Below are 26,956 nucleotides of genomic sequence, written 5' to 3'. Positions count from 1 at the left end.
CTCGTGGCGCTGGCTCCTCTTGCTCCCTCTCCCGCTTGCGGGAGAGGGTGGGGGTGAGGGCCAGCGGCCTCGGCAGTCAAAAAGATTTCCCCCGCGGGAGAGGGAGCAATTCAGACCGACTGCCGCAGGGTCCTGGCCGCCGCGACCATGTTGGTCAGCGCCGGGATCACCTCCGCCCACTGACGGGTCTTGAGCCCGCAGTCCGGATTCACCCAGAGGCGCTCGGCGGGGATGCGCTCCGCCGCCTTGCGCATCAGCTCCACGATGTGCTCCTGCGTCGGGATGTTGGGCGAGTGGATGTCGTAGACGCCCGGGCCGATCTCGTTCGGGTACTTGAAGTCGTCGAACGCGTCGAGCAGCTCCATGTCCGAGCGCGAGGTCTCGATCGTGATCACGTCCGCATCCATGTCGGCGATCGACGCGATGATGTCGTTGAACTCCGAGTAGCACATGTGCGTGTGGATCTGCGTCTCGTCCGCCACGCCGTTGGCGGTGATGCGGAAGGACTCGACGGCCCAGTCCAGGTACTCGCCCCACTGCGACTTGCGCAGCGGCAGGCCTTCGCGCAGCGCGGCCTCGTCGATCTGGATCACGCGCACGCCGGCCCGCTCCAGGTCCAGCACCTCCTGCCGGATCGCCAGCGCGAGCTGCTTGCACGACACCGAGCGCGGCTGGTCGTCCCGGACGAAGGACCAGTTCAGGATGGTCACCGGCCCGGTCAGCATGCCCTTCATCGGCTTGTCGGTCAGCGACTGCGCGTAGCGGGTCCACGCGACCGTCATCGCCTTCGGCCGGCTGATGTCGCCGAACAGCACCGGCGGCTTCACGCAGCGCGAGCCGTAGCTCTGCACCCAGCCGAACTGCGTGAACGCGTAGCCCTCGAGCTGCTCGCCGAAGTACTCGACCATGTCGTTGCGCTCGGCCTCGCCGTGCACGAAGACGTCCAGCCCCAGCGCTTCCTGTTCGTTGACGCTGCGCTCGATCTCGGCGCGCATCGCCGCCTGGTAGCCCGCTTCGTCGAGGCGGCCCGCCTTGTACTCGCTGCGCGCGTGGCGGATCTCGCCGGTCTGCGGGAACGAGCCAATGGTCGTCGTCGGGAAGGCCGGCAGCTTCAGCAGCGCGGCCTGCTTGGCGGCACGTTGCGCGTAGGCGGTCTGGCGTTGACCGAGCCTGGCATCGATCGCGGCGACCGCGGCTTTCACGGCGGGGTTGTTGACGCGCGGCGAGCGGCGGCGCGCTTCGACGGCGTTGCGGTTGGCGTCGAGCTCGGCCTGCACCGAAGCGCGGCCGCCCTTGAGCGCGCGGCCGAGCAGGTCCAGCTCCGCCAGCTTCTGAAGCGCGAAGGCGAGCCAGGACTTCACTTCGGCATCGAGCTTCAGCTCGCTCGCGAGGTCGACCGGCACGTGCAGCAGCGAGCACGACGGCGCGATCCACAGGCGCTCGCCGAGCGTCGCGGCGACCGGCTCCAGCCAGTCGAGCACGGCATGGAGATCGCTCTTCCAGATGTTGCGGCCGTTGATCACGCCCAGCGACACCACGCGGTCCGCGGGCAGCGCCGCCGTCAGCGCGGAGACTTCGTCGCGCGCATTGACGGCGTCCAGGTGGATGCCCTGCACCGGCAGGCCGGCGGTCAGCGCCAGGTTGTCCTTGAGCTGGCCGAAGTAGGTGGCGAGCAACAGCTTCACACCTGACCCCGCCAGCGCCGCGTAGGCGGTCTTGAACGCCTGCGCCCAGCCGGCTTCGAGGTCGGTGACGAGGATCGGTTCGTCGATCTGCACCCAGGCCACGCCTTGCGCGGCGAGCGTCTTCAGCAGCTCCGCATAGACCGGCAGCAGCTTGGGCAGCAGCGCGAGGCGGTCGGAGTCGTCCTTCGCCTTGCCCAGCGCCAGATAGGTCATCGGACCGATGATCACCGGCTTGGCCTTCACGCCTTTCACCCTCGCCTCGAACAGCTGCGCCAGCAGGCGCGAGGCGTCGAGCTTGAAGGTCGTGGACGCATCGAACTCCGGCACGATGAAGTGGTAGTTGGTGTCGAACCACTTGGTCATCTCGCCGGCGGCGACACCGCCGCAGCAGCGCGCGTGCGCCTCGGCGCTTTCGGCGGCGCGGCCGCGGGCGACGCGGAAGTAGTTGTCCAGCGTGTCGCCGTGGAAGTCGCGCACGCGCTGCGGCAGGTTGCCGAGCGTGAAGCTCATGTCCAGCACCTGGTCGTAGAACGAGAAGTCGCCGACAGGCACCAGATCCAGCGCCTGCTGGTCGGCCCAGTGCTTCGCACGCAGCTGGGCGCCCAGGGCGAGGAGCTCATCGCGCGTGGACTGGCCCTTCCAGTAGGCCTCCTGGCCGAACTTCAGTTCGCGCCTGGCGCCGATGCGGGGAAAGCCGAGGTTGTGGATCGTGGTCATGGCGAGGCTCCCTCCCGGGAGATCAACTGCTGAAAGGTCCCGAAGCGTAGGGACCGTTCTCCATGACGTAAAACGATATTAATTCAAGAAGACGTGAATGAGATTCATCAGTCCTCCGCGGGCCGATCCACTCGAGGCTCCTGCCCCACTGCCTCACGGCAGCGCTCGCCCGAAAGGCGTCAGACCAAGTGCGGCGACAATGCTCCTCATCTTCAGACGGCGCAAGAACGACCATCTCTTTCGATGCCCTATTCCACCCCGCCCCGGCTGATTCAGCTCACCGAAGTGATTCGGGTGGCTGAGCAAGGCATGACCAAGCCGATCCTCTGCCGCGCGGAGGATGGGAGGAGGTACTACGTCAAGGGGCAGCAGACCGACAGAGCCAGTCTTTGGCGGGAATGGATCGCCGGATACATGGCGCTGGCCCTTGGCTTGCCGATCGCGCCGTTCGTCCTCGTCCAGGCGAACGAATTCGTTCTGCGAGAACTTTCGTCTGAGCTGCGGCTACTCGGCTCGACCCCGGCGTTCGGTTCAGCGGAGCGCGAGAACGCGACTTGGTATGAGAACAGCCTCTCGCACCAAGTGGACGCGCGTGTGCGACAAGCGGTTCTGGTGTTCGACTGGTGGGTCAAGAATGGCGACCGCCAGGTCGGTAACACGAACATGCTCTGGGAAACCATCCCTGAGCGACTTGTGATCATCGATCACAACCAAGCCTTCGATGATGAGTTCGACACGGTCGCTTTCGTAGAGAACCATGTGTTCGCTTCGGAGTGGGATGCGCTTACGCAAGATGCAGAGCTTCGCGCCGCCTGGACGCATCGCATGTCCCAAGCGCTGGTCGTCGCAAGATGGGCGTTGGAAAATGCTCCTCACGAGTGGCGATGGGCCAATGCAGAGCAGGACATTCCCGCCGCCTATGACCCTGAGAGAGCACTGCGGATGCTCTCGCGCTGTGTCGAACCTGATTTCTGGAGTGTGCGATGACCCAATTGGCCTGTCGTTACGCCCTCGTTCGATTCATGCCGCACTCCGACGCGGAAGAATTCGTGAACATCGGCATCGTTGTGGCCTGTCCCCAGACCGGGTTTTTCGGGTTCCGGCTGGAGGCCCAAAAGCACAAACGCGTCACCGATTTCTTCGAAGGGCTGTCTCCGGAGATGTATTCGGCTGCCGTGCTCGTCATGAGCGGAGAACTTGAGCGCGTCAAACGGCAACTTGAACGCCAGCAAGGCGATGACATCGCCGCGAGAACGCGCGCCTTGTTCGAAGGCGTCACGCATGCGCGCGAAGCGCAGGTGAAGTTCAGCAAGGCCCGGGTGGCTCTTGCTGATTCGCCGGAGGCGGAGCTGGACCGTCTCTACAAGCACTACGTCGACCGGACCTCCCCCACCTCTGTTTGAAAAACCGTGGGGCAGCGCGGCACACCGCGCCGCTGGTCTGGATCGATCACGCCGGGTCAGGTGTACTTCTTCTCCAGCGCATCCCACTCCGGCTTGCCCACCAGGCGCTGGCGCTCGGCGAAGGGCACGACCAGGTTGGGATCCTCATCGATGCGGCGCTGCGTCTTGAGCACGCCCAGCGCCTTCTGCATCCCGGCCACCGCGCCTTGCAGCGCGGCATTGGCGTACAGCACGACGCCGTAGCCCATCTGCTGCAGCTCGCTCGCATCGGTGATCGGGGTCTTGCCGCCGATGACCATGTTCATCAGCTGCGGCGTCGACAGGCGCTGCGGCAGCGCGCGGATCTCCTCCGCCTTCGTGACCGCCTCGACGAAAAGGATGTCGGCACCCGCCTCGGCGAAGCGCTGGGCGCGCTCGATCGCGGCCTCGAAGCCCTGCGTGGCGCAGGCGTCGGTGCGGGCCATGATCAGGAAGTCCGGGTCACGACGCGCATCCACCGCCGCCTTGATCTTGCTCACCGCCTCCTCGGTCGAGATGACCTCCTTGCCGCTGAAGTGGCCGCAGCGCTTGGGCGCCACCTGGTCCTCGAGCTGGATGCAGTCCGCGCCGGCGCGTTCCAGCACCCGCACGGTGTGGCGCACGTTCAGCGCGTTGCCGAAGCCGGTGTCGGCGTCGACGATCAGCGGCAGGTTCACCGCGTCGCGGATGCGCGCGGTGTGGTCGGCGATCTCGGACAGGCCCATGAAGCCCTGGTCCGGCAGGCCGAACCACATGTTGGTCACGCCGGCGCCGGTCACGTAGATCGCCTCGAAGCCGAGGTCCTCGATCACCTTGGCCGACAGCGCGTTGAACGCGCCCGGCACCAGCACGCCACGGCGTTCGTTCACCAGCGCGCGCAGCGTCTTGCGGGTCGATGTCATGTCAGTTCTCTTTGAATGTCTGAAGTCGAATTCGATAAGGAGGTCGAAGGCGGAATCAACCGGAGCCGATCACAGCGCCTCGGCGGGCACGCGCACGGTGCCTTCCATCAGGATGCGGGCGCTGCGGCTCATCACCGCCTGCGTCACGCGCCACTGGCCACCTTCCTGGACCGCTTCCGCGCCGACGCGCAGCGTGCCCGACGGGTGGCCGAAGCGGACCGCCGGCAGCGCCTTGCCGCCCGCGGCCTCGCACACCAGCGTGCCGGGGATCGCGGCCGCGGTGCCGATGGCGACCGCCGCCGTGCCCATCATCGCGTGATGCAGCTTGCCCATGGACATCGCGCGAACCAGCACGTCGATGTCGCCGGCCTCCACGGTCTTGCCGGCCGAGGAGCGGTAGCTCGCCGGCGGTGCGACGAAGGCCAGCTTCGGCGTGTGCTGCCGCGTCTTCGCCTCGTCCAGCGTCTTGATCAGGCCCATGTGCAGCGCGGCGTGCGCGCGGATGGCCTCGAGCCGTTTCAGCGCGACGGGGTCGCCGTTGATCGCGTCCTGCAGCTCGGTGCCCGAATAACCCAGGTCCTTCGCGTCGACGAAGACGGCCGGGATGCCTGCGTTGATCAGCGTCGCGCGCAGCCGGCCGCCGGGGACGAGGTCCTCCGGCATCGTCAGCACGTCCACGACGTTGCCCGTCGGGAACAGCGCGCCGCCGGCATCGTCGCCGTCGGCGTCGTCATTGCCCGGATCGAGGAAGGCCAGTTCGACCTCCGCCGCGGGGAAGGTCACGCCGTCGAGCTCGAAGTCGCCGCTCTCCTGCACCTGCCCGTCCCGCATCGGGACCTTCGCCACGATGGTCTTGCCGATGTTGGCCTGCCAGATGCGCACCGTCGCGATGCCGTCGCGCGGCAGCGTGGCCGCGTCGATGAAGCCCGCCTGGATGGCGAACGGACCGACCGCCGCCGACAGGTTGCCGCAGTTGCCGGACCAGTCGACCAGCGCGGTGTCGATGGCCACCTGGCCGAACAGGTAGTCGACGTCGTGACCGGGCCGCGTGCTGCGCGAAATGATCACCGTCTTGCTGGTGCTGGACGTCGCGCCGCCCATGCCGTCGATCTGCTTGCCGTAGGGATCGGGGCTGCCGATGACGCGCATCAGCAGCCGGTCGCGCGCGGCGCCGGGCACGCGCGCGGCCTCGGGCAGGTCGTCCAGGCGGAAGAACACGCCCTTGCTGGTCCCGCCCCGCAGGTAGGTCGCGGGGATCTTCACTTGAGGGAGAAAACTCATGACTGCTTCCGTCGTTGTTGCGGGCGCCAAAGGCCTTTCACAGATCCTTCAGCGCCCTGCCCTGTCCTGTCCTGCTCAGGCCGCTTCCGCCGCCGCCAGGAAGTCCTGGGCGAAGCGCTGCAGCACGCCGCCGGCCTGGTAGACCTCGACCTCCTCGGCGGTGTCGAGGCGGCAGCGCACCGGCACCTCGACGCGCTCGCCGTTGCGGCGATGGACGATCACCGTCAGCGTCGCGCGCGGCGACAGCGCGCCGGACACGTCATAGGTCTCCGAGCCGTCCAGGCCGAGCGTGAGACGCGACGTTCCCGCGAGGAACTCCAGCGGCAGCACGCCCATGCCGATCAGGTTGGTGCGGTGGATGCGTTCGAAGCCTTCGGCGACGATGGCCTCGACGCCCGCCAGGCGCACGCCCTTGGCGGCCCAGTCGCGCGACGAGCCCTGCCCGTAGTCCGCGCCGGCGATGATGATCAGCGGCTGGCGGCGGTCCATGTAGGTCTCGATCGCTTCCCACATGCGCATGACCTGGCCCTCGGGCTCCAGTCGCGCGAACGAGCCGGCCAGCACCTCGCCGTCGGCGCCGCGGACCATCTCGTTCTTCAGCGTCGGATTGGCGAAGGTGGCGCGCTGCGCGGTCAGGTGGTCGCCGCGGTGGGTGGCGTAGGAGTTGAAGTCCTCCTCCGGCAGGCCCATCTTGAAGAGGTACTCCCCGGCGGCCGAGTCCATCATGATCGCGTTGGACGGCGACAGGTGGTCGGTGGTGATGTTGTCCGGCAGCACGGCCAGCGCGCGCATGCCGCGCAGCGTGCGTTCGCCGGCCAGCGCGCCTTCCCAGTAGGGCGGGCGGCGGATGTAGGTCGACTGCGCGCGCCAGTCATACAGCGGCTCGGTGGCCGTCGCGGCCTCGGCGGTGATCGCGAACATCGGCTCGTAGACCTTGCGGAACTGCTCGGGCTTCACGCTGGCGCGGACCAGCGCGTCGATCTCGTCGTCCTCCGGCCAGAGGTCCTTCAGGCGGATCTCGCGGCCCTCGACGACGCCGAGCACGTCGCGCTCGATGTCGAAGCGGATGGTGCCCGCGATCGCGTAGGCGACCACCAGCGGCGGCGAGGCCAGGAAGGCCTGCTTGGCGCGCGGGTGGATGCGGCCGTCGAAGTTGCGGTTGCCGGAGAGCACGGCGGTGGCGTAGAGGTCGCGCTCGACGATCTCGCGATCGATGGCGGGATCCAGCGCGCCGGACATGCCGTTGCACGAGGTGCAGGCGTAGGCGACGACGCCGAAGCCCAGCGCTTCCAGATCGCCGAGCAGGCCGGCTTCCTCCAGGTACAGCGTGACCGCGCGCGAGCCGGGCGCCAGCGAGGTCTTGACCCACGGCTTGCGCGTCAGGCCGAGGCGTCGCGCATTGCGCGCCAGCAGCGCGGCGGCGATGACGTTGCGCGGGTTGCTCGTGTTCGTGCAGCTGGTGATGGCCGCGATGATCACGGCGCCGTCGGGCAGGCGGCCGGGTTCTTCGGTCCACGGGCCGGCGATGCCGCGCTCGGTCAGCGCGGAGGTCGGCAGGCGGCGGTGCGGGTTCGACGGGCCGGCCATGTTGCGGACCACGCTGGCCAGGTCAAACTTCAGCACGCGCGGGTAGACGACGCCGGACAGCGTGTTGCCTTCGCCTGACCACAGGCCGGCGGCCTTGGCGTAGGTCTCGACGAGCTGGACCTGCGCTTCCTCGCGCCCGGTGAGGCGCAGGTAGGTCAGGGTCTGCTCGTCGATGGCGAAGAGCGCGGCGGTCGCGCCGTATTCGGGCGCCATGTTGGAGATGGTGGCGCGGTCGCCGAGCGTGAGTCCGGAGACGCCTTCGCCGTAGAACTCCAGGTAGGCGCCGACGACCTTCTCCTTGCGCAGGAACTCGGTGAGCGCGAGCACCAGGTCGGTGGCGGTGATGCCGGGCTGGCGGCGGCCGGTGAGTTCGACGCCGACGATGTCGGGCAGGCGCATCCACGACGCGCGGCCGAGCATCACGTTCTCCGCTTCCAGTCCGCCGACGCCGACGGCGATCACGCCGAGCGCGTCGACGTGGGGCGTGTGGGAGTCGGTGCCGACGCAGGTATCCGGATAGGCCACGCCGCGGTCCACGTGCACGACCGGCGACATCCGTTCCAGATTGATCTGATGCATGATCCCGTTGCCCGGGGGGATCACGTCGACGTTGCGGAAGGCGGTGCGGCACCACTCGATGAAGTGGAAGCGATCCTCGTTGCGGCGGTCCTCGATGGCGCGGTTCTTCTCGAAGGCCTGCGGATCGAAGCCGCCGCACTCGACGGCCAGCGAATGGTCGACGATGAGCTGCACTGGCACGACCGGATTCACCTTCGCGGGATCGCCGCCCTGATCGGCGATCGCGTCGCGCAGGCCGGCCAGGTCCACGAGCGCGGTCTGGCCCAGGATGTCGTGGCAGACCACGCGCGCCGGGTACCAGGGGAAGTCGCGATCGGCCTTGCCGTCGGCGAGCTGCAGCAGGCACTCGTCGAGCGCGGCGGGTTCGCAGCGGCGCACCAGGTTCTCGGCGTGGACGCGGGCGGTGTAGGACATGCGGTCCCACGCGCCGGGGCGCAGCGCCTCGACGGCGGCGCGCGCGTCGAACCAGTCGAGGGCGGTGCCGGCCAGCGGCTTGCGCCATTGCTCATTGAGCGGGATCGCCGAGGCGATGGTGGATGCGGGCGTCGTGGCTGGCATTGCTGAAACTTCTCTCATGCGGTCATCGCGTTCGTGGCGGTCGACGGGCGACCCGGTCCGTCCGGGTCGACGTGTCGAGCGCGCCGTGTCGGGGCCGTGGCCTCAGGGGCGCTGGGCCAGCGGGACGAAGACCTGGTCTTCCGGGCCGGTGTAGACGGCGCTGGGTCGGATGATCTTGTTGTCCTGGCGCTGTTCGACGACGTGGGCGGACCAGCCGCTGGTGCGGGCGATGACGAACAGCGGGGTGAACATGGCGGTGGGCACGCCCATCATGTGATAGCTGACGGCGCTGAACCAGTCCAGGTTGGGGAACATCTTCTTGGCGTCCCACATGGTCTTCTCAAGGCGTTCGGCGATGTCGAACATCTTGGTCGAGCCGGCTTCCTTCGACAGTTCGCGGGCGACCTTCTTGATCACCTCGTTGCGGGGGTCGGAGACCGTGTAGACGGGGTGGCCGAAGCCGATGACGACCTCCTTGGCCTCGACGCGGCGGCGGATGTCGGCCTCGGCCTCGTCGGGGGTGTCGTAGCGCTTCTGGATCTCGAAGGCGACCTCGTTGGCGCCGCCGTGCTTCGGGCCGCGCAGGGCGCCGATGGCGCCGGCGATGGCCGAGTGCATGTCGGAGCCGGTGCCGGCGATCACGCGGGCGGTGAAGGTGGAGGCGTTGAACTCGTGCTCCGCGTAGAGGATCAGCGAGGTGTGCATCGCGCGTTCCCAGCTTTCCGAGGGCGGTTCGCCGTGGAGCAGGTGCAGGAAGTGGGCGCCGATGGAGTCGTCGTCGGTTTCGACCTCGATGGAGCGGCCGTTGTGGCTGTAGTGGTACCAGTACAGCAGCATGGAGCCGAAGGAGGCCATCAGCTTGTCGGCGATGTCGCGGGCGCCGGGCAGGTTGTGGTCGTCCTTCTCCGGGAGCGAGCAGCCGAGGGCGGAGACGCCGGTGCGCATCACGTCCATCGGGTGGGCGTTGGCGGGCAGGGTTTCGAGCGCGTCCATCACGGCGGCGGGCAGGCCGCGGAGCGACTTCAGCTTGGCCTTGTAGCCGCGCAGCTCGGCGGCATTGGGGAGCTTGCCGTGGACGAGCAGATGGGCGATCTCTTCGAACTCGCAGCGTTCGGCGAGTTCGAGGATGTCGTAGCCGCGGTAGTGCAGGTCGTTGCCGGTGCGGCCGACGGTGCACAGGGCGGTGGTGCCGGCGGCGACGCCGGACAGGGCGACGGACTTCTTGGGTTTGAAGGCGGGGGCGGCTGCCGCGTTCGCGGTCGTGGTGTCGCTCATGGGGATGTCTCCTGGAAGTGGAATCTTGGGGAAAAGCTGGACGGGCAGGCTCAGGCCTGGCCCGATGGCATCGAGGGTAGCGGCTGCCCGGCGGGCGCGGTGCGAGGGGTGATTCGGCAGGGCTTGCCGCCGTCGACGGCGACCATCTCGAAGGTCGCGCGGAGGACGTCGGAAGGGGCCGCATTGTCGATGCGGGCGTGGACCTCGACGGTCATCGAGGTGCCGCCGACGCGGGAGACGCGGGAATGGATGTGGAGGACGGAGCCCACGGGGACCGGGGCGAGGAACTGCACGTCCTTCACGGCCACCATGACGATGTCCTCGTGGCAGAAGCGCGCGGCCACCATGTGCGCGTTCTGGCCGAGCCAGGAGAGCGCCTCAGGGCCGAACAGGGTGCCGTAGTGGTTCGCGTGCCTCGGGAGCACCAGCTCGCTGCGGAGCATCTCCGTCGAAGAAGCGCTCGACAGCGCTGAAGGCCAGTCCATTGCAAGTTGTGAAATGGGGAAGTTCACAATGTTCGCAGCGGATGGGCTGGGGGGCAACGATGAAGTTGCGATGGGTTGCGAAGAGAAGCAGGGGCGTTTGCGAAGGTTGTGAAGTCGAAGCAGTCGATTTGCTCTAGATTTCACAAAAGTCTACGAGCGAAGACTTTTTTGATTTACGACTTGTATTTTGGCTCGAATGCCTACGAGCCTAGACTTTTCACCGCCATCCAGTCGATCAAAGCGCCAAATGCCTACGAGCGCAGGAATTTTCTTGATCTGAACCCTGCGAATGCCAATAATGTCTACGAGCGTAGGCATAAATTGAGCAAGCGATGAAGCGTTCCATCAGATCCCCGGAAGAACTGGGCTCCGTCATCCGAGCCGTGCGGAAGCACTCGAAGGTGCGCCAGGACGACCTTGCCGGGATGGCCAACGTCAGCAAGCAGTTTGCAGTGGACGCGGAGCGAGGCAAGGCAACCATGCAGTTCGGCAAGTTGCTCCAGTTGCTCGACGAGCTGGGCATCACCTTGACTATCAACCTCCCTGATGCGGTCGAGCCGATCTTGCAGAAGCTCGAAACGCAGCGAACAAGCGAAAAGAAGAAGAGCCCATGAGGAGTCTGAACATCTTCATCGGAACGCGTCTGATCGGAGAGCTCTTCGAGGGCGACGACATCTGGACGCTTCAATACGACCCGGCATGGGTCGACGCGCCCGACGGCTTTGCCTTGGCGCCCGGCCTGCCTCGCTCGAAAGAGCCCATCGTCGACGGAGGCACGACCCGCCCCGTCCAGTGGTTCTTCGACAACCTGCTTCCGGAAGAGCGACTTCGAGAAGCCATCAGCAAAGAGGCGCAGATCAAGGGCGAGGATGCCTTCGGGCTCCTGGAATACCTGGGCGCGGAGTCCGCGGGCTCGCTCACACTGCTTCCGCCGAATGAGCCGCTGCCGCAAGCACGCGAGTTGCGCCCGCTGTCCGACGAGGAGTTGAACAAGCGCATCGCCAACATTCCGAGGGAGACGCTCACCCACCAGGCGCCGAAACGGATGTCGCTTGCGGGTGCGCAGCACAAGATGCTTGTCACCTATGTTGACGGAAAGCTCTACGAGCCCGAAGGCGCCACAGCATCGACGCACATCCTGAAGCCGAGTCATCCGGACCCGAACACCTATCCGGCTTCGGTGATGAATGAATACCTGACGATGCTCATGGCCGGCGAGGCGAAGCTCGACGTTCCGAACGTCGACATCCGATACGTGCCAGAGCCGGTCTACATCATTCAGCGTTTTGATCGTCGGGTGGTGAAGCGCGGGCTGAGCGACTCAGGCGTACCCGAACTTAGCGTGGACCGCCTGCACATCATCGACGCCTGCCAGTTGCTGAACAAGAGTCGGCTCTACAAGCATTCAGGCGCTGGCATCGCCGCGTTGAAGGACATCATTGCGGCGACCACCAACAAGGCAAAGACGCGTGCGGCACTCTTCCGCTGGCTCGTCTTCAACATCCTCATCGCCAACGACGATAACCACCTGAAGAACCTGTCATTCTTCGTTTCCGATGTGGGCATCGAGCTCGCTCCGCACTACGACTTGATTGCGACAGGCTACTTCTACACGAAGGCCGTCGCAGACGAAGACGCGATCTGGCCGCATGTGCGGATGACCATTCCAGTCGACGGCGCGAAGACCTTCCACGACATCAATCGCGACATCGTCATAAAAGCCGGCGTTGAATTGGGGCTAAGCGCTCGCACCGCCGAGCGCATCGTGAGCGAGGTCGTCGACAAATCCGGAAACCTGCTCGACCTCGCAGAGAAGGCCATGGCGCGAGTGCACGCGAATATGCCGGAGGGCGCGAAAGTGAATGCGGGTGGCGAATCGAGGTTCGTGCGGAGCCTTCGCTTTATCGTCATTCCGACGATGGCGGGCAAGCTCACTCGCAAGGAGGCGCTCGCTCGCCCGACCGTGTCGCCGCAGACATCTAGTTAACCCGAGGCCATCACCTCAATCCTCATTGCGCGTGCTAAATTCCGCCAAGGGGAGATAAAAAAGTGGTGTACGTTGACGACGCCGAGGTCCAGAAGCACGGATATGCGTGGTTCCACCTCATGGCGGACAGCATCCAGGAATTACACGGATTCGCGGCCAGTATTGGCGTGCCTGCGCGCGCCTTTCATCGCGGTGCGCGCCACCCCCACTACGACGTCACAGCTAGTCAACGCGAGCGCGCGCTTGACAATGGCGCGGTAGCCATTACAGCTAGAGAAGCCGTCCAGATTGGCCGAAGAGTCATTCAGTCCAACCGCGAGGAGGAGACGGCCGAATGCTCTCAGCTTTGTCTCTTCGCATAAAGCGGCGAGAACGTCGTGTACGTTACGGCCGACTCACTCGACGACCTGCTGTTCAAGGTTTACAAGCAGATTCTCACGCGGGGCACGGCCATCAAGCCCACCAAAGGACCAGCGCGAGAGATCAGCGGCACGCTCCTGAAGCTCTCTGCGCCGAGAGTACGTTTGAGCAGATCTGAGTCGCGAGGCATCCTCTTTAGTTGCCTGGGTGAGCTGCTTTGGATTCTCGCCGGGAGCAATCGGCTGGATTTCATTACGCACTACATCCCACACTACGGCGACTTCTCCGACGACAAGAAGACCATCCACGGAGCCTATGGGCCACGTCTCTTCGGCAAGCGCCCGGATGACCAAGTTGACCGCGTCATTCAGCTGCTGAAGGACAAGCGCGATTCGCGACAAGCCGTGCTGCAACTGTTCGATCGCACTGACACGCTCGAACCCCATCTAGACATTCCTTGCACCTGTACGCTGCAGTTTTTAGTGCGCGGCGACCGGCTACACATGATGACGTCCATGCGCTCCAACGACGCTTGGCTCGGCCTGCCGCATGACGTGTTCACCTTCACGATGCTTCAGGAACTGGTCGCTAGATCACTGGACATCGAATTGGGCGAATACAAGCACTCTGTAGGTAGTCTGCACTTGTACGAGGAGCACCACGAAAAGGCGTTCAGATACTTGGGCGAAGGCTGGCAACTTCGTCGTCCGATGCCTCCAATGCCACATGGAGATCCGTGGAAGGCGGTTAAGAGTCTCGTCAGATTCGAGAGGCAGGTGCGTACAGGTCACGGCGTTGCAGCGAATCCCAATGACTCCATGGATCCTTACTGGGCAGATTTGGCCGACTTGCTTTCAATCTACAAGGCTGGTCAAACGCCCAACAACCAGAACGAGATCAGACGGTTGAGACGACGCCTCAACGATGACGTCTATTCGACGTACATCAAGAAGCGCTACAAGCTCACCACCGAAAAGGACCAGCTGTCGTTCTTCGATGAACAGCCAGCCTCAACCAAGGGATCGACATGAAAGGCCATGAGAAGACGCGTCGATCGCAAGAACTCGAAACGCAATTGATGCTATTCCATCGGGAACAAATGCCCCTGACCGGCATCGTCCCCGTAGAGAACCTCCTAGCATTCGTGGCGCAGCTCATCGACAGCATCCAGAGAGTCGACTACGTGCACACGATCAGGGGACGACATATCAGCCACCTACGCGCCGATCCGAAGAGCGAGCTGTTCGACCCCATCAAGGCAGCAGTGCTCATGATGAGAGAACAGCGTGAAGAAGCGTACTGGCTAACCTTCCTCGCTACTCACTGCGGTAGGAATCTGCGAACCGAGTGGCTACTAGCACGAGAACTGTACGGCGCTTACGAGGCTGCGCCCTGGTCTTGGGCCCGCGTTGCAGCCGATCCAGAGGCGTATGGCGATTGGCTTGAAGACAATCGAATCTCGATTCTTGGAAAGTTCGGCAATCACCGAAAATATGAATCACTCAAGGTAGGTCGGCGCGGCACCGCAGTGGTCGTCAAGACCTACGTTGATTGGGTCAAGGCGCACGGGTCACATGACAAGATGATTGCCGATGCGCTGGCACAGGCCAAGGGCAACCCGCGACAAGCCTTTTCATTGCTCTATGACTCAATGGCTGCCGTTATGAGCTTCGGACGCACCGGGCGATTTGATTACCTAACCATGCTTGCCAAGATCGGACTCGCGCCTATCGATGCCGACTCAACCTACATGAACGAGGCCACGGGCCCGAAGAAAGGCGCACGTCTTCTGTTCGACGGTCAGATCGATTCCAACACCGGCGCTCGGATTCTGGAGACGCGCGTTGCAGCACTGGAAAAGCATCTTGGCGTGGGCATGCAGGTCATGGAAGATGCGATGTGCAACTGGCAAAAAAGCCCCAATCGGTATCTTCCATTCCGGGGGTAGCAGGCATCGATCACTCCCAGGTATAGCGCTTCTTCAGGAAGTTGAGCTTTTCGCGTGGAACCAGTCCTCGATGCTGGAGCTGGCCAACCACAATGCCGGGTGAAATGGAGAGATTACGTGCGAACCTCATGATGCTCTTGTACTCATGAGGGAGCGATCGTAATGCTGCTTCCTGAGAAGGAGGAATCAGGAACCGCTCCGCAAACTCGTTAGCCTCTATTTCTTCCCTCTGATCGAGCTGCTGGTCCTCTGACCACTCCAAGAACAACCGATCCTCGTGAAGAATCAGATGAGCCGCCTCGTGGAAGAACGTGAACCAGAAACTGTCGTCCCGCAAATATCGCGCACTGAGTTGAAGAATCGCTTGCCCATTTCGGACTCTGGTCGCACCGCTCGCCGGGCATCCTTTGGGAGCTCGAATCAGCACTACAGCAACGCCGCAACGAGCGCACTTCTGCTGAAGCTGCGGAATGAAATCTGAGGGTCTCTCTACCCTGGTTAGTGACTTCAGATCCGGCAACAGTCGCTCGAAGTGCTCTCGTGACCAGGGTTCTGATTGCATGTGAGCAGCGGCCAATTCGCCTTGTCGGAGCCAAGCGGCGGCGGCGGCGGCCTGCATGCCGAACACCGGGGACGTTCTGTATGCCGTCAGGCCTGCTCGCTCCGAGAGCCAAGCATCCCGCCACTCATCAACACTCGACACATCGAAGAAGTCAAATGCATGGCGAAGCTTCTCCGCTGGAGTACTGGCAGCCTCAAGCCAACCGAACTTCGCCATGTCGGCAAAAGGAAGGCTCGAGACCCACATCCGGCTGTCGTCCTGAATGGCCTGGAGAGCGCTGCGGTATTGAGCCTCTCGCGTCAGCCAGAACTTTGGGCTGGCTCCGATATACGCGGAGAGCCTCTCGGCTCGCGCTTCGGTTATAGGCAGCTCTCCATCCAACATCCGAGAAAGATCGTGTTCTGAAACGCCAATAGCGCTAGCGACATTGGCTTGCGTTAGGCCCTTTTTCTGCGCCATTTCGCGGACGGTCTCTCCTGGGGGTGATGCCCAAGCTGGAGAAAATTCAGCCGACAGGGTCACTTGTCGCTCCCGAAGCAAACGATCTTGAGCCTCGTCACGCTAGTCCAGTCAATCGCTTCGCCGTTCATTGGCATACGCTGGTGGTTTGCGCTGCAGTAGAGGCTTCGCCCGCCACTCAACTCAAACCGTAGCATCCCGTGCTCCTGCGCGCAATTCTCAATTCCCAATCCCATCTCAAACAGTTCTGCGACGGTTTCGACCGCATTCATATCAGCCAGGACTCTTCGCAACGCCCTGCTACCCGACTCTCCAAGCTCCCGCTTGGCCCTCGCTGGACTTTCACAGGCGGTGCGCAACTCTCTCGTCAGAAAGGCTATCTCAAGCGGCATAGAGCCTGAATTGTGAGCGATGTTCGCGCACCGGCGCGAACATCGACAACAACACGTGCTTCCGGCTCAAGACCTGCCCCGCCAACACAATGCTCTTATCGTCTGCAACCGATCTTGCGGTGCGAGAAGTCGAGGGACCAAGCGCGCGCGGACGGCGCCGCGCTCAACGGCTGCGGAAACCCCGCTTGACTGCGTGCTGGGCGCAGCTGCCGACCACCACTCGCGGACCTCAAACTCTCATTCAATTTCCGAGCGATCAGTGCGGTATGGCCACCTTCCCCATCACCAAATCCGGCAACCCCGTCGCGATGCTCGGGAAGATGCAGATCAACAGCACTGCCAGCAGCATGAGGACGACAAACGGCAAGACCCCCCAGATGATGTCCCGCAAGTCGATATCCGGCGCGATGTTCTTGATCACGAAGATGTTCAACCCCACCGGCGGGTGAATCAGCCCCGTCTCCATCACGATCGTCATCAGGATCCCGAACCAGATCAGATCGAACCCTGCTGCCTTCAGCGGCGGCAGGATGATTGGCGCCGTCATCAGGATGATGCTCACCGGCGGCAGGAAGAACCCCAGCAGGATGACCATCAGCAGCACCGCGGCGAGCAGCACCCACTTGGACAGGTGCATGCCGACGATCCACTCCGCCACCGCCTGGCTGATGTGCAGGTAGCTCATCACGTACGAGAACAGCAGCGACATGCCGATGATGAACATCAGCATGGTCGACTCCTTCAAGGTCGACGTGAGGATGGGCGCCACATCACGCGGCCGCCAGACGCCGTAGATGCCGGCGATCAACGCCAGCGCCAGCAGCGCGCCGAGACCCGCCGTCTCCGACGGCGTCGCGAAGCCGCCGTACAGCGCCACCATCACGCCGATCAGCAGCAGCACGAAGGGCACGACGCGAGGCAGCATCTCGAACTTCTGACGCGTGGTGAAGGTCTCCTTCGACAGCAACGCCGAGGCGGCCCCCGTCCGATTGAATTCGGCCTCGGCCAGCGCGTATTCCTTGCGGTAGCGCAGCGCCGCGTAGACGGCGAACAGCGCCACCAACAGCAAGCCCGGCGCAATGCCCGCGAGGAACAACCGGCCCAGCGACTGCTCCGCCGCCACCGCGTACAGGATCATCGTGATCGACGGCGGCAGCAGGATGCCCAAGGTCCCGCCGGCCGCGATGATGCCGGCCGCGAAACCCGGCGAGTACCCACGCTTGCGCATCTCCGGAATACCAGCGCTGCCGATCGCCGAGCACGTCGCCGGGCTGGAGCCCGCCATCGCCGCGAACAGCGCGCAGGCGAAGACATTCGCGATGCCCAGTCCGCCGGGGATGCGCCCCATCCAGACGTGCATCGCCGCGTACAGGTCCTGCCCCGCTCTCGACTTCCCGATCGCCGCGCCCTTCAGGATGAACAACGGAATGGAGAGCAGCGTGATGCTGGCCATCTCCTCGTAGACGTTCTGCGTGACCGTGTCCAGCGCGGACGCCGGCATGAACAGCGCCATGAACAGCACCGCCACGCTGCCGAGCGCGAACGCGATCGGTGCGCCCGAGAACATGAACAGCAGGGTGACGATCCCGAACAGCGAGCCGAGGACGAGCATGCTCATGCCGCCGCTCCTTGGTGAGGTTTGAACAGCCCGTTGATGCGGGCGATGAGTTGCACCAGCAGTTGCAGGCTCAGCAGCGTCATGCCCGCGGCCATCAGACCGTAGGGGATCCACAGCGGCGGCGCCCAGGACGACGACGTCGTCTGCCCCTCCACCCAGGCCTCGTGGAACAGCGTCCACGACTTCCACGCGAAGAAGGCGCAGAACGCCGTGCACATCAGGTCCACCAGCGCCAGGCGAAGCCGGTTGACCGCCCGCGGCAGCAGCCCCGCCATCGCCTCGATGCCGACATGCCCGCGCAGCGACTGCACGAACGCACCGCACATGAAAGTCGCGCCGACGAGGCAGAACACCGCCGCCTCGTCCTGCCAGTCGGTGGAGGCCTTCATCACATAGCGCGACACGACGCTGTACGTCAGCACGCAGGACGCGACCAGCAAGGCCACCATGCCCAGCACCACCATCGCGTGGTTGAAGAAGTGCAGCAGCCGCGCCAGCGGCATCAGCACCGCCGGCGTGTCGGGGTCGATGCCGGCCACCGCCGGCTTCAGTTCAAAGCCGTGGCTCATCCCGTCCTCACAGCAGCTTCTGGGCGGCCTTCAGGATGGCCGCGCAGGACTCGTTCTTGTCGGCGAAGTCCTTCCACGCGGTGTCGCGCGCGATGGCCTGCCACTTCTTCAGCGTCGCCTCGTCCATGTCGTAGACCTTGGCCCCGGCCTTCGCATAGATCGCGGCCGCCGCCTTGTCATCGGCCTTCGCCGCATCCCGGGCGAACACTTCCAGCTCCGCGCCCACACCCATCACGATGTCCTGCTGCGCCTTCGGCAGCTTGTTGAAGACCTCCTTGGAGATCATCAGCGGCTCCAGCATGAACCAGTAGGTGCGCTCGCGTCCCGAGGTCAGGTGCTTGGCGATCTCCTCCAGCTTGAAGGAGATGAAGCTGGTCGACGAGGTCATCGCCGCATCCATCGCGCCGGTCTGCATCGCCGCGTAGATCTCGTTGGACGGCAGCGTGATGACCGACGCGCCGGCCTGCTTCAGCATCATGTCCATCTCGCGGCTGCCGCCGCGGACCTTCAGGCCCTTGGCATCGTCCGGCGTCACCAGCGGCCGCGCGCGGCTGGCCACGCCGCCGGCCTGCCAGACCCAACTGACGATCATCACGCCCTTGTCGTCCAGCACCTTGGACAGCAGCTTGCCGACCTCCGCCGTCTTCCAGGCTGCGCCCTGCTCGTAGCTGGGCACCAGCGCCGGCATCAGTCCCGCATTGGTCTCGCCCACCTCGCCGCCGGCATAGGACAGCGGCACCAGGCTCATGTCCAGCGCGCCCTTGCGCAGCGCCGAGAACTGGGCGTTGGTCTTCATCAGCGACGAGCCCGGATAGACCGCCGCCTTGAGCGCGCCGCCGGAGCGCTTCTCCACCTCCGCGGCGAAACGACGGCACAGGCGGTCGCGGAAGTCGCCCTCGGTCAGCGTGCCGCTGGGGAACTGGTGGGAGATCTTCAGCGCGCTTGCTTGGGCGTGCGCGGTGGGCAGCCAGACGGCTGCGGCAGTGCCGGCGGCGGCACCCATCAACTGGCGTCGAGTCAGGGTCATGCTTGTCTCCAGGTCCGCCATGGGTGGCGGTTTGCGGCGGAGTGTCAAAGCGGCACCCGACCCGATCAATCAACCTGGCGTTGCGACCTTTACCTCTGACGGAAGGATCGGGGGCTAACCCTGAGACCCACCCGAAGCGCACCCACGAAGCACACAAAAAAAAGCCTCGCATCCCGCGAGGCCCCGCTTCTTTCACGCCGTCTTAACGTCAGCGTGCTGATCGACTTTGAGCGCCCTCAACGAACGAGCAGTTCCTCATCCACCCAGCGACGCAGCAGCATGCCCATCTCCGCGGCGACGTTCAGCTCGGGCTGCGCTTCGGCGAGGACCGCACATGTTTCGGCGAACGTGCGACCCGCTGCCAGTGCGTCCAGCGCTTGAGCCTCCAGCGGGCTCAGGCTTCTGAAATGCGGCGAATGGCCGCGCCGCCAGATCAGCAGGTCCAGCGGCGCCGTCAGCGGCTGCGCGGCCGGCGGCGTCTCGTCGCCATCGAGCGCCTGCCATAGCGACAGCGTGTTGAAGGACTGCTTCAGGCGCGCATAGCTGGGCGGCAGATGGAGTCGCAGTTCGGCCCAGTCCTCGGGCGCCAGCGACGCGAGGTCGTCCATCGTGAGCGTCTTCGCATCGGCGGCGTCGAAGGCGCTCCGCAGCGCCCAGTCCAGCGCGGCCAGTTCGGCGATCTCGCCATCGTCCGGCCATCGCTGCGACAGCCACTCGGCGAAGTCCGCGCCATACCAGCGCAGACTGAAATGTTGTGACCCGTGGCCCTCGATGAAGGCCAGCGCGTCACGCTCGAACCAGTCGTCGCCGAGGTATCTCCGCGTATGCCCATGGCTGTCCGCCAGCGTCTCGTGCAGCCGCGCGCGATAAGCATGGTGGTAGATGGACAGGCGCCGCTCCGCGGCGATGCCGGGACCCCGGCGCAGCCTCGTGTCGATCAGACTGGGTTGCCCGATCAGGTAGGCCTGCAGCGACTGCTGCAGGTCAATGAGCTGAACAGGCTGAAGCGGCTGTAGCGGCTGAAGCGGCGACTCGAAGGTGTTCATGCGGCCTTCCTTTCGCCTTCGCCAGGCCAGAGGGTCGCGGTGATCGCGCGGGCCTGGTCGAGTTCCTCCAGCAGTCCCGACAGCGGCGGAATGTGGTCGTCCCGTTCGATCATCGTCGCCACCGGGCCGAATCGTCGGAGGGCCTCGGCGTACAGCTGCCAGACCGGCTCGGCCACCGGCTGGTCGTGCGTGTCGATCAGATGGTCGCCGTGGTCGCTGTGACCGGCGACGTGGATCTGCTGCACGCGTTCCGCGGGCAAGGCATCGAGGTAGGCGAGCGCATCGAATCCGTGATTCACGGCGCTCACATGGATGTTGTTCACGTCGACCAGCAGCAGGCAGTCGGCACGTCGCGCCACCTCGGCCACGAACTGCGCTTCCGTCAGGCTGGAGTCCGCGTAGTCCAGATAGCTGGAGACGTTCTCGACCACCAGCCTGCGGCCCAGCGCGTCCTGCGCCTGACCGATGTTGCGCACCACCACCCGCAGGGCCTCCTCGGTGTAGGGCAAGGGGAGCAGGTCGTGCAGGTTGCGGCCGTGGGCGCCGGTCCAGCACAGGTGATCGGACACCCAGAGCGGCTCCACGCGACGGGCCAGCGACGCCAGCTGCCGCAGGTAGTCCGCGTCCAGGCCCGCCACGGCGCCCAGGTTCATCGAAACGCCATGCATCACCATCGGATACGTCGCGCGGATGCCGTCCAGCATCGCCAAGGGCTTGCCGCCAGGCACGAGGTAGTTCTCCGAGATCACCTCCAGCCAGTCGACCGGCTGGGGCGCTTCGAGGAAGTCTCGATAGTGCGTGCTGCGCAGCCCCAGGCCGAAGCCCGGGCTGGTCCGCGCGACGCGCGATGCGGGTCCGGGCGCCACAGGCTTACTTCTTCGCGGCCAGATCGCCGATCGTGCCGCCGGCGCTCAGGCACGACGCCGCGGTCATGCCCTTGAAGCTGTGGCCCTTGCAGGCGTTCTGGCCCTTGCAGGCGTTTTCCGTGGTCTTGCAGTCCGCGTTGCCCTTGCACTCGTGCACGCCGTAGCAGTGCACCTTGTCGCTGGCAGCCACGGCCAGGCCGCTGCTGCCCTGGGGGGCGGGCGCCGCCTGGACGGACAGGGCGAACATCGCGGCGGCGGCGGCCAGGGCGGCGGATTGGGTCTTGCTGATCATGGGGCACTCCGAAAGAAGGTTCAGGTTGATGAAGCGGAGCGCTCCTGCGCGTTCCGCACCCTTCTATTCGCAGCAGCGGGCGCAGAGGTTACAGCGCGCCAAGAATTTTCTTCGCCACGCCGTGCGACCACCCCGCGCCCAATGACAAAGCCGCCCGGAGGCGGCTTTGCGACAAGACCTCTGTCGAAGGGAGCGCCCCGGAGAGTTCCGGCGCGCCCCGTTCAAGCGCTCACTTCAGCTCACTTCAGCGTGTAGCTCTGTTGAGCCGTGTCGTACGCGCCGTTGCGCGCCGGGTCCCAGTACGTGAAGTTGAAGCGCACGATGTCGCCCTTCTTCAGACCTGACACCGTGTAGGCGTTGCCGCTGCCTTCCTTGAGCATGCGCACGTTCAGCTGGCCGCCGCCGTTGACCGTGTAGTGCACGTCGGCCCAGGTGCCCGTCCCTTGCGAGAACTTCACCGTGGTCGCCGTCGGCTGGCTGATGCCGTCCGGGGTCGTCGGGGTGGTCGGCGGATTCGGATCGGTCGGCGTCGTCGTGCCCGTGTCCCAGTACACGTCGTCGATCGCGAACTGGAAGGCCTGCGCCGGCAGCTTGGTGTTGTCGCCCGAGAACATGAAGATGTCCGCGATCGACTGCAGCGCGACCTTCGGTCCGATCAGCGTCGAGATCGGCACCGTCGCCGTCGCCCACTCGCCGTTGCGCACCAGGCCGAAGGCCGTCGTGTTCGCCGGGAAGTTCACCCAGTTCTGGTTGGTGTAGGTATCGCCGATGCCAATGTTGAACGACACGTTCGCCGGGATCTTGATGCGGAACTTCAGGTTGCCGTTGCGGTAGTTCGTCAGGTCACGCAGCTGACGCGCCTGGATGCCGCCGCCGAACCACTGCCCCGGCGTGTTGTAGCTCCATGCGATGACGTTGGTGCCCTCGGCCGGCTGGATGTTGCCCGCGCCGGTCGACGCGCCGTTCCACAGGAAGATGTCGGACGTGGTGCCCGCCACCAGCTTGTTGGTGATCGCCGTGTTGTCCGTGAACACGCCGAACTTGCCGGCCGCTTCCGGCACGGTCTGGTTGCCCAGCTTCACCTCGCCCTTGCCGTCGAGCTCGTACACGCGGACGTAGTCCACGTACATCGTGCCCGGCAGCGGCGCCGTCACCTGCGACGGGTTCGCCGCGTCGGTGAAGTTGCCGCCCACCGCCAGGTTCAGCAGGAAGTAGTACGGTGCACGCAGGGCCTCGGTGTTCACCGGCAGCGGCTGGTTGTACATGTCGTGCTCGCCGTCGTTGTCGACGACGGTGAAGCGCATCTGGCTCTCGGTCCAGTAGAAGCGGTACTTGACGAAGCGGTTCGCGAACGAGGTCGTCGGCTTGTACCAGTTCTTGGTCTGCCACGCCGTCGAGGCCGCGCAGGATTCATTGCCCGGCACGCAGGCGGCTTCCGCCCAGGTGATCACGTTGGCGCCGACGAAGTAGTCCGGTCCCGGCGCGCCCGCCGCGGCCCAGGCCGACGACTTGTGGCCCAGCTCGGCGATGTCGATCTCGCCCTTGCGCGGCCAGGCCTGCGGGCTGGTGCCCAGCAGCCACGCCGCCGGCCACAGACCCGTCTGCAGCTGCGGCGTCGCCATGCGGATCTCGATCATCCCGTACTTGACCTGCACCTTGTTGAAGGAGTCGATCTTCCCGGAGGTGAACTCGTTGCTGCCGACGGTCTGACGCAGCGCGCGGATCGCCAGCGCCCGCGTCCCGGGCTCGAACGGCACGTCCGCGATCGAGAGGTTGTTCGGGCTGTAGTACTCCAGCTCGGCATTGCCGTAGCCGCAGAGATTGATCTGGCAGCCGTTGCCGTCGTACGGCGTCCAGGTCGCGGCGTTCAGCGCCGATCCGTTGAATTCCTCCGACCACAGCAGGCGGCCGATGGTCGGGTTGGTCACGCTGGCATTGGCCTGCGCGGCGGCAGTGACCAACAAGCCCAGCGCGGTGGCGCGCAGGAGTCCCTGCGCCGCAAAGCGGTTCTGCAATCCCATTCCAGATCTCCAAGAGGTTTCGATGGTGGCTGCAGGGCACCGATGGGCGCGGCCCGGCCAGCGCTCTGTCGTCGCTCGTCCGGTCCGTACTTGTCTCCTGCGACCACCATCCTAGGCAAGAAATCCGGATTCTGAAAGCGCTTTCAGAAAAATGGGGTTTTGGATTGAAACGGCTTGAAAGCAGATCAGCGCGCGTGTGCCCGGACGAACAGCGCCACGCACGAGCGGCACCAGATCCGCGTCGCCGCCTTGCCGCGCAGGGCCGGCTGTCCCATCAGCAGCTGCTCGCGTGAAGACCGCGCCAAGCCAGATCAGCCGGCCCGGCGCGCTAGGTCAGCCGATCCACGCGCCAGGCCGCGGGCGTCGCGCCGGTGAGCTTGCGGAAGGTGCGGCCGAAGTGCACCGCGTCCGCGAAACCGGTGGCTTCCGCCACGTCTTCCAGCGAGCTGGAGGTGCCCACGAGCAGTGCCTTCGCGCGCTCGATGCGCGCCTGCAGCTGCCATTGATAGGGCGCCACGCCCGTGGACACCTTGAAGGCGCGGCTGTAGTGCGACTGGGACAGGCCCGCCAAGGCGGCCAGGGTCGACAGGGCCACGCGCGCGGGCAACTGCGAATCCAGGAAGCTGATCGCATCCCTCAATTGCTGCGGTGACAGCCCGGCCGCCGCCTTGTCCGCGTGCTTGGGCGGCTCCAGCAGGCGGGCCGCCATCGCCGCGATCAGCGAGTCGCCGTAGAGCTGGGCGCCGGGGTCCGTGTCCTCGACGGCATCGCCCAGCAGCTTCGCCAGCGCCCAGACCCGGTCATCGGTGAAGCGCAGTCGCGGCACGTCCAGCAGCCCCGTTCCCGAGGGAATCTCCAGTCGCTCGCACAGCGCGGGCATGTCGAAGCTCAGGCTCACCTCCTTCACGAAACGGACGTCCGCCGAGTAGCCCCAGAGTTCCATCCCCGCCGGCGCGAAGTGCATGTGGCGCGGCTTGTAGCCGACCGGGCACGGCGTGTCCGCCTTCAGGCGCGGCTCGCAACGGCCGCGGCCCACTTCTTCCACGATGACGCCCAGCCGCGTCTCCGGCCCATGCGGCATCTGATGCAGCACGCGCCCCGCGCAGGTGAACTCGGTCAGATCGACCTGCACCCCGTTCCACGCGCGGCTGGCGGTCCTCCGGTCCAGCAGGTTCTCGGGAAGCTCGGGCGGCGGGCTGGGCATCGAAAGATGTTCGCATTCCTCCCCGTGGTACGGTAGTCCTGCTGCGCGTGCAGCTGTGTTGCACAACGAGGAACGCGACATGGACATGGATGAGCTGAGAACCTTCGTGGAAGTGGCGGACGCGGGCGGGATCACCCCCGCCGCGCTCCGCCTGGGGGTCGCGAAATCCATCGTCAGCCGGCGCCTCGCGCGGCTCGAGGCCGACCTGGGCGTGCAGCTGCTGGCGCGCACCACGCGCGGCGCGGCGCTCACGGAAGCGGGGCTGACCTTCCGGGACTACGCGGCCCGGATCTGCGCGGAACTCGACATCGCCCGGGAGACGGTCCTGCCGGCCGGCGACCTGCGCGGGCGACTGCGCGTCACCGCGCCGCTGTCCTTCGGCCCGACGCACTTCGCGCCGGTGCTGGCGGAGATGGCGCGCCGGCATCCGCAGCTGCACATCCAGACCTGCTACAGCGACCAGTTCGCCGATCTCATCACGCAGGGCTACGACTGTGCGATCCGGGTCGGTTACCTGCCGGACTCCAACCTCATCGCGACGCGCTTCGGGTCCATCCACGCGAAGCTGGTGGCGAGCCCCGACTACATCGCGGCGCACGGCGCGCCCACGAATCCCACGGAACTCCTGTCGCATGAAGCGCTCCTGCAAGGCACCGAGAGCTGGCAGTTCATGGAGGGCGACCAGATCGTCACGGTGCGTCCGCAAGGCCGCTTCAAGGCGGACAACGGGACAGCGCTGGCGGCCGCAGCCGTCGCGGGGCTGGGCATCGGGTATCTGCCCGACGGCCTCACGCACAGCCATCTCGCGTCCGGCGCCCTGGTGCCCATCATGGAGAACTACCCGCTGCGGACGGCCGGCGCCTACGTGGTGCGCGCGCCGGGCTCGCATCCCGCGCGCAAGATCCGCGTGCTGACCGACCTGCTGCGCGAGTACTTCGACCAGACGCCCAACCTCGTGGCGACAAGGTGACGGGCGACGGGCCTCAGCGTTTCCAGCCGTTCTGCGTCGCGATGATCTGCCACTCGGGCGTCGCCGAGGCGATGCAGCGCTCACAGTAGGCGGCCAGCTCCCGGTACGGTGCCACGCCCAGGTTCAACTGGCTCTTCTGCCCCTGCAGTTTGCGGATCTGCGCCACGACGAAGGCCTTGTGCTGCAGCTCCAGGCAAGGCTTCAGCAGGGCCTTGAGCTGCGCGTCCTGCGTCAGGGTCTCGATCTTCGTCAGCCTCTTGTGCGTCGCCTCGATGGTGGCGATCGCCTTGAGGCCGAGGAGCACCTCGTGATACTGCTTCTTGTCGAGCATTCGGCTCCCTCTCGTGAGTGGTCGCGGATCGCCTACTCGCCGAAGCCGATGTCACCCGTGCCGTCGGTCGGATCGTCGACAAGCAGATCCCCGCCCACGATGACGGTGATGGTGGCGAGGCCTGACCCTTACACGCCAGCCTTGCCGGCCTTCGCGCCCTTGGCCGCCGATTCGAGCAGCTGGACTTCCCAGGCGTAGGCGATGCCGCTGGCGCCGCCGTGGTCGCGGATCACTTCCGTGAGCGGGACCGCGGTCGCCTCGCGCGCCCAGTCGCGCTGCCATTCGGCGACCACCGCCAACCACGTGATCGGCACGGCGCCCGCCTGCACCAGGCGGCGCACGGCCATGTCGTGCGACTCCGCCGACACGCCGCCGGAAGCGTCGGTGACGACGAACACGTCGTAGCCCTCGCCCAGCGCCTGGATGGCCGGCATCGCGAGACAGACTTCCGTCCACAGCGCGGCCAGGATCAGCTGCTTGCGGCCGCTCTTCTTCACGATGTCGGTGACCGCAGGGTCCTCCCAGGTGTTGATGAAGGTGCGGTTGATCGGCTTCTGATCGGGGAACACGTCCTGCAGCCCCTTGATCAGGTAGCCGCCGCGCTCCTCGATCACCGTGGTCAGGATGGTCGGGACATTGAACACCTTCGCGCCCTTGGCCAGGCCGATCACGTTGTTGGTGATCATCGTCGGCTCATGGCTGTGGAGATTCGCGAACTGGTAGGGCTGATGGTCGATCAGGACGACGATGCTGTCTTCGGGACGAAGCAGCGCGGGGAGACCGGTCTTGGCCATGGAAAACTCCTTGAAGGTGC

General features: G+C 65.3%; 25 protein-coding genes. 8 read left to right on the top strand and 17 right to left on the bottom strand.

What is annotated here, in order from left to right; translation table 11 throughout:
* Positions 1-110: 110 nt before the first annotated feature.
* Complete coding sequence (gene metE, locus PV762_RS23595) at positions 111-2,402, bottom strand: 5-methyltetrahydropteroyltriglutamate--homocysteine S-methyltransferase (protein WP_421037435.1); 2,292 nt, start codon at positions 2,400-2,402, stop codon at positions 111-113.
* Positions 2,403-2,645: 243 nt separating this feature from the next.
* Between metE and PV762_RS23590 the strand changes: the two genes are divergently transcribed.
* Entirely contained in the window at positions 2,646-3,389 is a 744-nt protein-coding gene (locus PV762_RS23590) for a HipA family kinase (protein ID WP_421037434.1), read from the top strand.
* Positions 3,386-3,805 (top strand): DUF3037 domain-containing protein, encoded by a 420-nt coding sequence (locus tag PV762_RS23585; RefSeq protein ID WP_421037433.1) that lies wholly within the window; start codon positions 3,386-3,388, stop codon positions 3,803-3,805. The genes PV762_RS23590 and PV762_RS23585 overlap by 4 nt, the downstream gene beginning before the upstream one ends.
* A gap of 56 nt (positions 3,806-3,861) precedes the next feature.
* Here the strand turns inward: PV762_RS23585 and PV762_RS23580 are convergent, their stop codons facing one another.
* The 5 genes from PV762_RS23580 to PV762_RS23560 all read right to left on the bottom strand — a co-directional run bounded on the left by PV762_RS23580 (position 3,862) and on the right by PV762_RS23560 (position 10,490).
* Positions 3,862-4,725, bottom strand: coding sequence for an isocitrate lyase/PEP mutase family protein (locus PV762_RS23580; RefSeq protein ID WP_377157869.1), 864 nt, complete (start codon positions 4,723-4,725; stop codon positions 3,862-3,864).
* Between the two features lie 69 nt (positions 4,726-4,794).
* Positions 4,795-6,006 (bottom strand): 2-methylaconitate cis-trans isomerase PrpF, encoded by a 1,212-nt coding sequence (gene prpF, locus PV762_RS23575; RefSeq protein ID WP_421037432.1) that lies wholly within the window; start codon positions 6,004-6,006, stop codon positions 4,795-4,797.
* A 75-nt stretch (positions 6,007-6,081) separates the two neighbouring features.
* Positions 6,082-8,730: a Fe/S-dependent 2-methylisocitrate dehydratase AcnD gene (gene acnD, locus PV762_RS23570; protein ID WP_421037431.1), complete on the bottom strand. Its 2,649-nt coding sequence runs from the start codon at positions 8,728-8,730 to the stop codon at positions 6,082-6,084.
* Between the two features lie 102 nt (positions 8,731-8,832).
* Entirely contained in the window at positions 8,833-10,005 is a 1,173-nt protein-coding gene (gene prpC, locus PV762_RS23565) for a bifunctional 2-methylcitrate synthase/citrate synthase (RefSeq protein ID WP_421037430.1), read from the bottom strand.
* Between the two features lie 50 nt (positions 10,006-10,055).
* Positions 10,056-10,490: an acyl-CoA thioesterase gene (locus PV762_RS23560; RefSeq protein ID WP_421037429.1), complete on the bottom strand. Its 435-nt coding sequence runs from the start codon at positions 10,488-10,490 to the stop codon at positions 10,056-10,058.
* A gap of 332 nt (positions 10,491-10,822) precedes the next feature.
* Between PV762_RS23560 and PV762_RS23555 the strand changes: the two genes are divergently transcribed.
* The 5 genes from PV762_RS23555 to PV762_RS23535 all read left to right on the top strand — a co-directional run bounded on the left by PV762_RS23555 (position 10,823) and on the right by PV762_RS23535 (position 14,785).
* Positions 10,823-11,104 (top strand): helix-turn-helix domain-containing protein, encoded by a 282-nt coding sequence (locus PV762_RS23555; protein WP_421037428.1) that lies wholly within the window; start codon positions 10,823-10,825, stop codon positions 11,102-11,104.
* Positions 11,101-12,477 (top strand): HipA domain-containing protein, encoded by a 1,377-nt coding sequence (locus tag PV762_RS23550; RefSeq protein ID WP_421037427.1) that lies wholly within the window; start codon positions 11,101-11,103, stop codon positions 12,475-12,477. The genes PV762_RS23555 and PV762_RS23550 overlap by 4 nt, the downstream gene beginning before the upstream one ends.
* A gap of 62 nt (positions 12,478-12,539) precedes the next feature.
* Positions 12,540-12,839, top strand: coding sequence for a DUF4031 domain-containing protein (locus tag PV762_RS23545; protein ID WP_421037426.1), 300 nt, complete (start codon positions 12,540-12,542; stop codon positions 12,837-12,839).
* Between the two features lie 15 nt (positions 12,840-12,854).
* A complete protein-coding gene (locus PV762_RS23540) occupies positions 12,855-13,868 on the top strand; it encodes a thymidylate synthase (RefSeq protein WP_421037425.1) in 1,014 nt (337 codons plus the stop codon).
* Positions 13,865-14,785, top strand: coding sequence for a hypothetical protein (locus PV762_RS23535; RefSeq protein WP_421037424.1), 921 nt, complete (start codon positions 13,865-13,867; stop codon positions 14,783-14,785). Before PV762_RS23540 ends, PV762_RS23535 begins: the two co-directional genes overlap by 4 nt.
* A gap of 10 nt (positions 14,786-14,795) precedes the next feature.
* On the opposite strand, the gene PV762_RS23530 is transcribed toward PV762_RS23535, so the two are convergent.
* The 9 genes from PV762_RS23530 to PV762_RS23490 all read right to left on the bottom strand — a co-directional run bounded on the left by PV762_RS23530 (position 14,796) and on the right by PV762_RS23490 (position 24,841).
* A complete protein-coding gene (locus PV762_RS23530) occupies positions 14,796-15,869 on the bottom strand; it encodes an ImmA/IrrE family metallo-endopeptidase (RefSeq protein WP_421037423.1) in 1,074 nt (357 codons plus the stop codon).
* A gap of 585 nt (positions 15,870-16,454) precedes the next feature.
* Positions 16,455-17,816, bottom strand: coding sequence for a TRAP transporter large permease (locus PV762_RS23525; protein WP_421037422.1), 1,362 nt, complete (start codon positions 17,814-17,816; stop codon positions 16,455-16,457).
* The gene (locus PV762_RS23520) at positions 17,813-18,385 is read right to left on the bottom strand and encodes a TRAP transporter small permease (protein ID WP_421037420.1); all 573 of its coding nucleotides are present in this window, start codon (positions 18,383-18,385) and stop codon (positions 17,813-17,815) included. Before PV762_RS23520 ends, PV762_RS23525 begins: the two co-directional genes overlap by 4 nt.
* Before the next feature lie 7 nt (positions 18,386-18,392).
* Positions 18,393-19,412 (bottom strand): TRAP transporter substrate-binding protein DctP, encoded by a 1,020-nt coding sequence (dctP, locus tag PV762_RS23515; protein WP_421037419.1) that lies wholly within the window; start codon positions 19,410-19,412, stop codon positions 18,393-18,395.
* A 236-nt stretch (positions 19,413-19,648) separates the two neighbouring features.
* Complete coding sequence (locus PV762_RS23510) at positions 19,649-20,458, bottom strand: DNA-binding domain-containing protein (RefSeq protein ID WP_421037417.1); 810 nt, start codon at positions 20,456-20,458, stop codon at positions 19,649-19,651.
* Positions 20,455-21,324: a DUF692 domain-containing protein gene (locus tag PV762_RS23505; protein WP_421037415.1), complete on the bottom strand. Its 870-nt coding sequence runs from the start codon at positions 21,322-21,324 to the stop codon at positions 20,455-20,457. Before PV762_RS23505 ends, PV762_RS23510 begins: the two co-directional genes overlap by 4 nt.
* 4 nt (positions 21,325-21,328) lie before the next feature.
* A complete protein-coding gene (locus PV762_RS23500; protein WP_421037414.1) occupies positions 21,329-21,616 on the bottom strand; it encodes a hypothetical protein in 288 nt (95 codons plus the stop codon).
* 239 nt (positions 21,617-21,855) lie between these two features.
* Positions 21,856-23,637, bottom strand: coding sequence for a glycoside hydrolase family 16 protein (locus PV762_RS23495; RefSeq protein ID WP_421037412.1), 1,782 nt, complete (start codon positions 23,635-23,637; stop codon positions 21,856-21,858).
* A gap of 328 nt (positions 23,638-23,965) precedes the next feature.
* Positions 23,966-24,841: a helix-turn-helix domain-containing protein gene (locus PV762_RS23490; protein ID WP_421037411.1), complete on the bottom strand. Its 876-nt coding sequence runs from the start codon at positions 24,839-24,841 to the stop codon at positions 23,966-23,968.
* Between the two features lie 79 nt (positions 24,842-24,920).
* On the opposite strand from PV762_RS23490, the gene PV762_RS23485 reads away from it, so the two are divergent.
* Positions 24,921-25,811: a LysR family transcriptional regulator gene (locus PV762_RS23485; protein ID WP_421037410.1), complete on the top strand. Its 891-nt coding sequence runs from the start codon at positions 24,921-24,923 to the stop codon at positions 25,809-25,811.
* Between the two features lie 13 nt (positions 25,812-25,824).
* Here PV762_RS23485 and PV762_RS23480 read toward each other — a convergent pair whose 3' ends face one another.
* Both PV762_RS23480 and PV762_RS23475 read right to left on the bottom strand, forming a co-directional pair.
* Entirely contained in the window at positions 25,825-26,142 is a 318-nt protein-coding gene (locus PV762_RS23480; protein WP_421037409.1) for a hypothetical protein, read from the bottom strand.
* A gap of 128 nt (positions 26,143-26,270) precedes the next feature.
* Positions 26,271-26,936 carry a hydrolase gene (locus PV762_RS23475; RefSeq protein ID WP_421037408.1) on the bottom strand — a complete coding sequence of 222 codons (666 nt, stop codon included), beginning with the start codon at positions 26,934-26,936 and terminating at the stop codon, positions 26,271-26,273.
* Positions 26,937-26,956: the final 20 nt, after the last annotated feature.

Source organism: Mitsuaria sp. CC2 (assembly GCF_048957715.1).
In the GTDB taxonomy this organism is placed as follows: Bacteria; Pseudomonadota; Gammaproteobacteria; order Burkholderiales; family Burkholderiaceae_C; genus Roseateles.
Note: the sequence above shows the minus strand (reverse complement) of the source record. Positions and strands in the feature narration are given on the sequence as shown.

Excerpts from the sequence above, each read along its gene's own strand:
- metE (WP_421037435.1), bottom strand. The coding sequence starts at position 2,402 with ATGACCACGATCCACAACCTCGGCTTTCCCCGCATCGGCGCCAGGCGC.
- PV762_RS23590 (WP_421037434.1), top strand. The coding sequence starts at position 2,646 with ATGCCCTATTCCACCCCGCCCCGGCTGATTCAGCTCACCGAAGTGATT.
- PV762_RS23585 (WP_421037433.1), top strand. The coding sequence starts at position 3,386 with ATGACCCAATTGGCCTGTCGTTACGCCCTCGTTCGATTCATGCCGCAC.
- PV762_RS23580 (WP_377157869.1), bottom strand. The coding sequence starts at position 4,725 with ATGACATCGACCCGCAAGACGCTGCGCGCGCTGGTGAACGAACGCCGT.
- prpF (WP_421037432.1), bottom strand. The coding sequence starts at position 6,006 with ATGAGTTTTCTCCCTCAAGTGAAGATCCCCGCGACCTACCTGCGGGGC.
- acnD (WP_421037431.1), bottom strand. The coding sequence starts at position 8,730 with ATGCCAGCCACGACGCCCGCATCCACCATCGCCTCGGCGATCCCGCTC.
- prpC (WP_421037430.1), bottom strand. The coding sequence starts at position 10,005 with ATGAGCGACACCACGACCGCGAACGCGGCAGCCGCCCCCGCCTTCAAA.
- PV762_RS23560 (WP_421037429.1), bottom strand. The coding sequence starts at position 10,490 with ATGGACTGGCCTTCAGCGCTGTCGAGCGCTTCTTCGACGGAGATGCTC.
- PV762_RS23555 (WP_421037428.1), top strand. The coding sequence starts at position 10,823 with ATGAAGCGTTCCATCAGATCCCCGGAAGAACTGGGCTCCGTCATCCGA.
- PV762_RS23550 (WP_421037427.1), top strand. The coding sequence starts at position 11,101 with ATGAGGAGTCTGAACATCTTCATCGGAACGCGTCTGATCGGAGAGCTC.
- PV762_RS23535 (WP_421037424.1), top strand. The coding sequence starts at position 13,865 with ATGAAAGGCCATGAGAAGACGCGTCGATCGCAAGAACTCGAAACGCAA.
- PV762_RS23525 (WP_421037422.1), bottom strand. The coding sequence starts at position 17,816 with ATGAGCATGCTCGTCCTCGGCTCGCTGTTCGGGATCGTCACCCTGCTG.
- PV762_RS23520 (WP_421037420.1), bottom strand. The coding sequence starts at position 18,385 with ATGAGCCACGGCTTTGAACTGAAGCCGGCGGTGGCCGGCATCGACCCC.
- dctP (WP_421037419.1), bottom strand. The coding sequence starts at position 19,412 with ATGACCCTGACTCGACGCCAGTTGATGGGTGCCGCCGCCGGCACTGCC.
- PV762_RS23510 (WP_421037417.1), bottom strand. The coding sequence starts at position 20,458 with ATGAACACCTTCGAGTCGCCGCTTCAGCCGCTACAGCCGCTTCAGCCT.
- PV762_RS23500 (WP_421037414.1), bottom strand. The coding sequence starts at position 21,616 with ATGATCAGCAAGACCCAATCCGCCGCCCTGGCCGCCGCCGCCGCGATG.
- PV762_RS23495 (WP_421037412.1), bottom strand. The coding sequence starts at position 23,637 with ATGGGATTGCAGAACCGCTTTGCGGCGCAGGGACTCCTGCGCGCCACC.
- PV762_RS23490 (WP_421037411.1), bottom strand. The coding sequence starts at position 24,841 with ATGCCCAGCCCGCCGCCCGAGCTTCCCGAGAACCTGCTGGACCGGAGG.
- PV762_RS23485 (WP_421037410.1), top strand. The coding sequence starts at position 24,921 with ATGGACATGGATGAGCTGAGAACCTTCGTGGAAGTGGCGGACGCGGGC.
- PV762_RS23480 (WP_421037409.1), bottom strand. The coding sequence starts at position 26,142 with ATGCTCGACAAGAAGCAGTATCACGAGGTGCTCCTCGGCCTCAAGGCG.
- PV762_RS23475 (WP_421037408.1), bottom strand. The coding sequence starts at position 26,936 with ATGGCCAAGACCGGTCTCCCCGCGCTGCTTCGTCCCGAAGACAGCATC.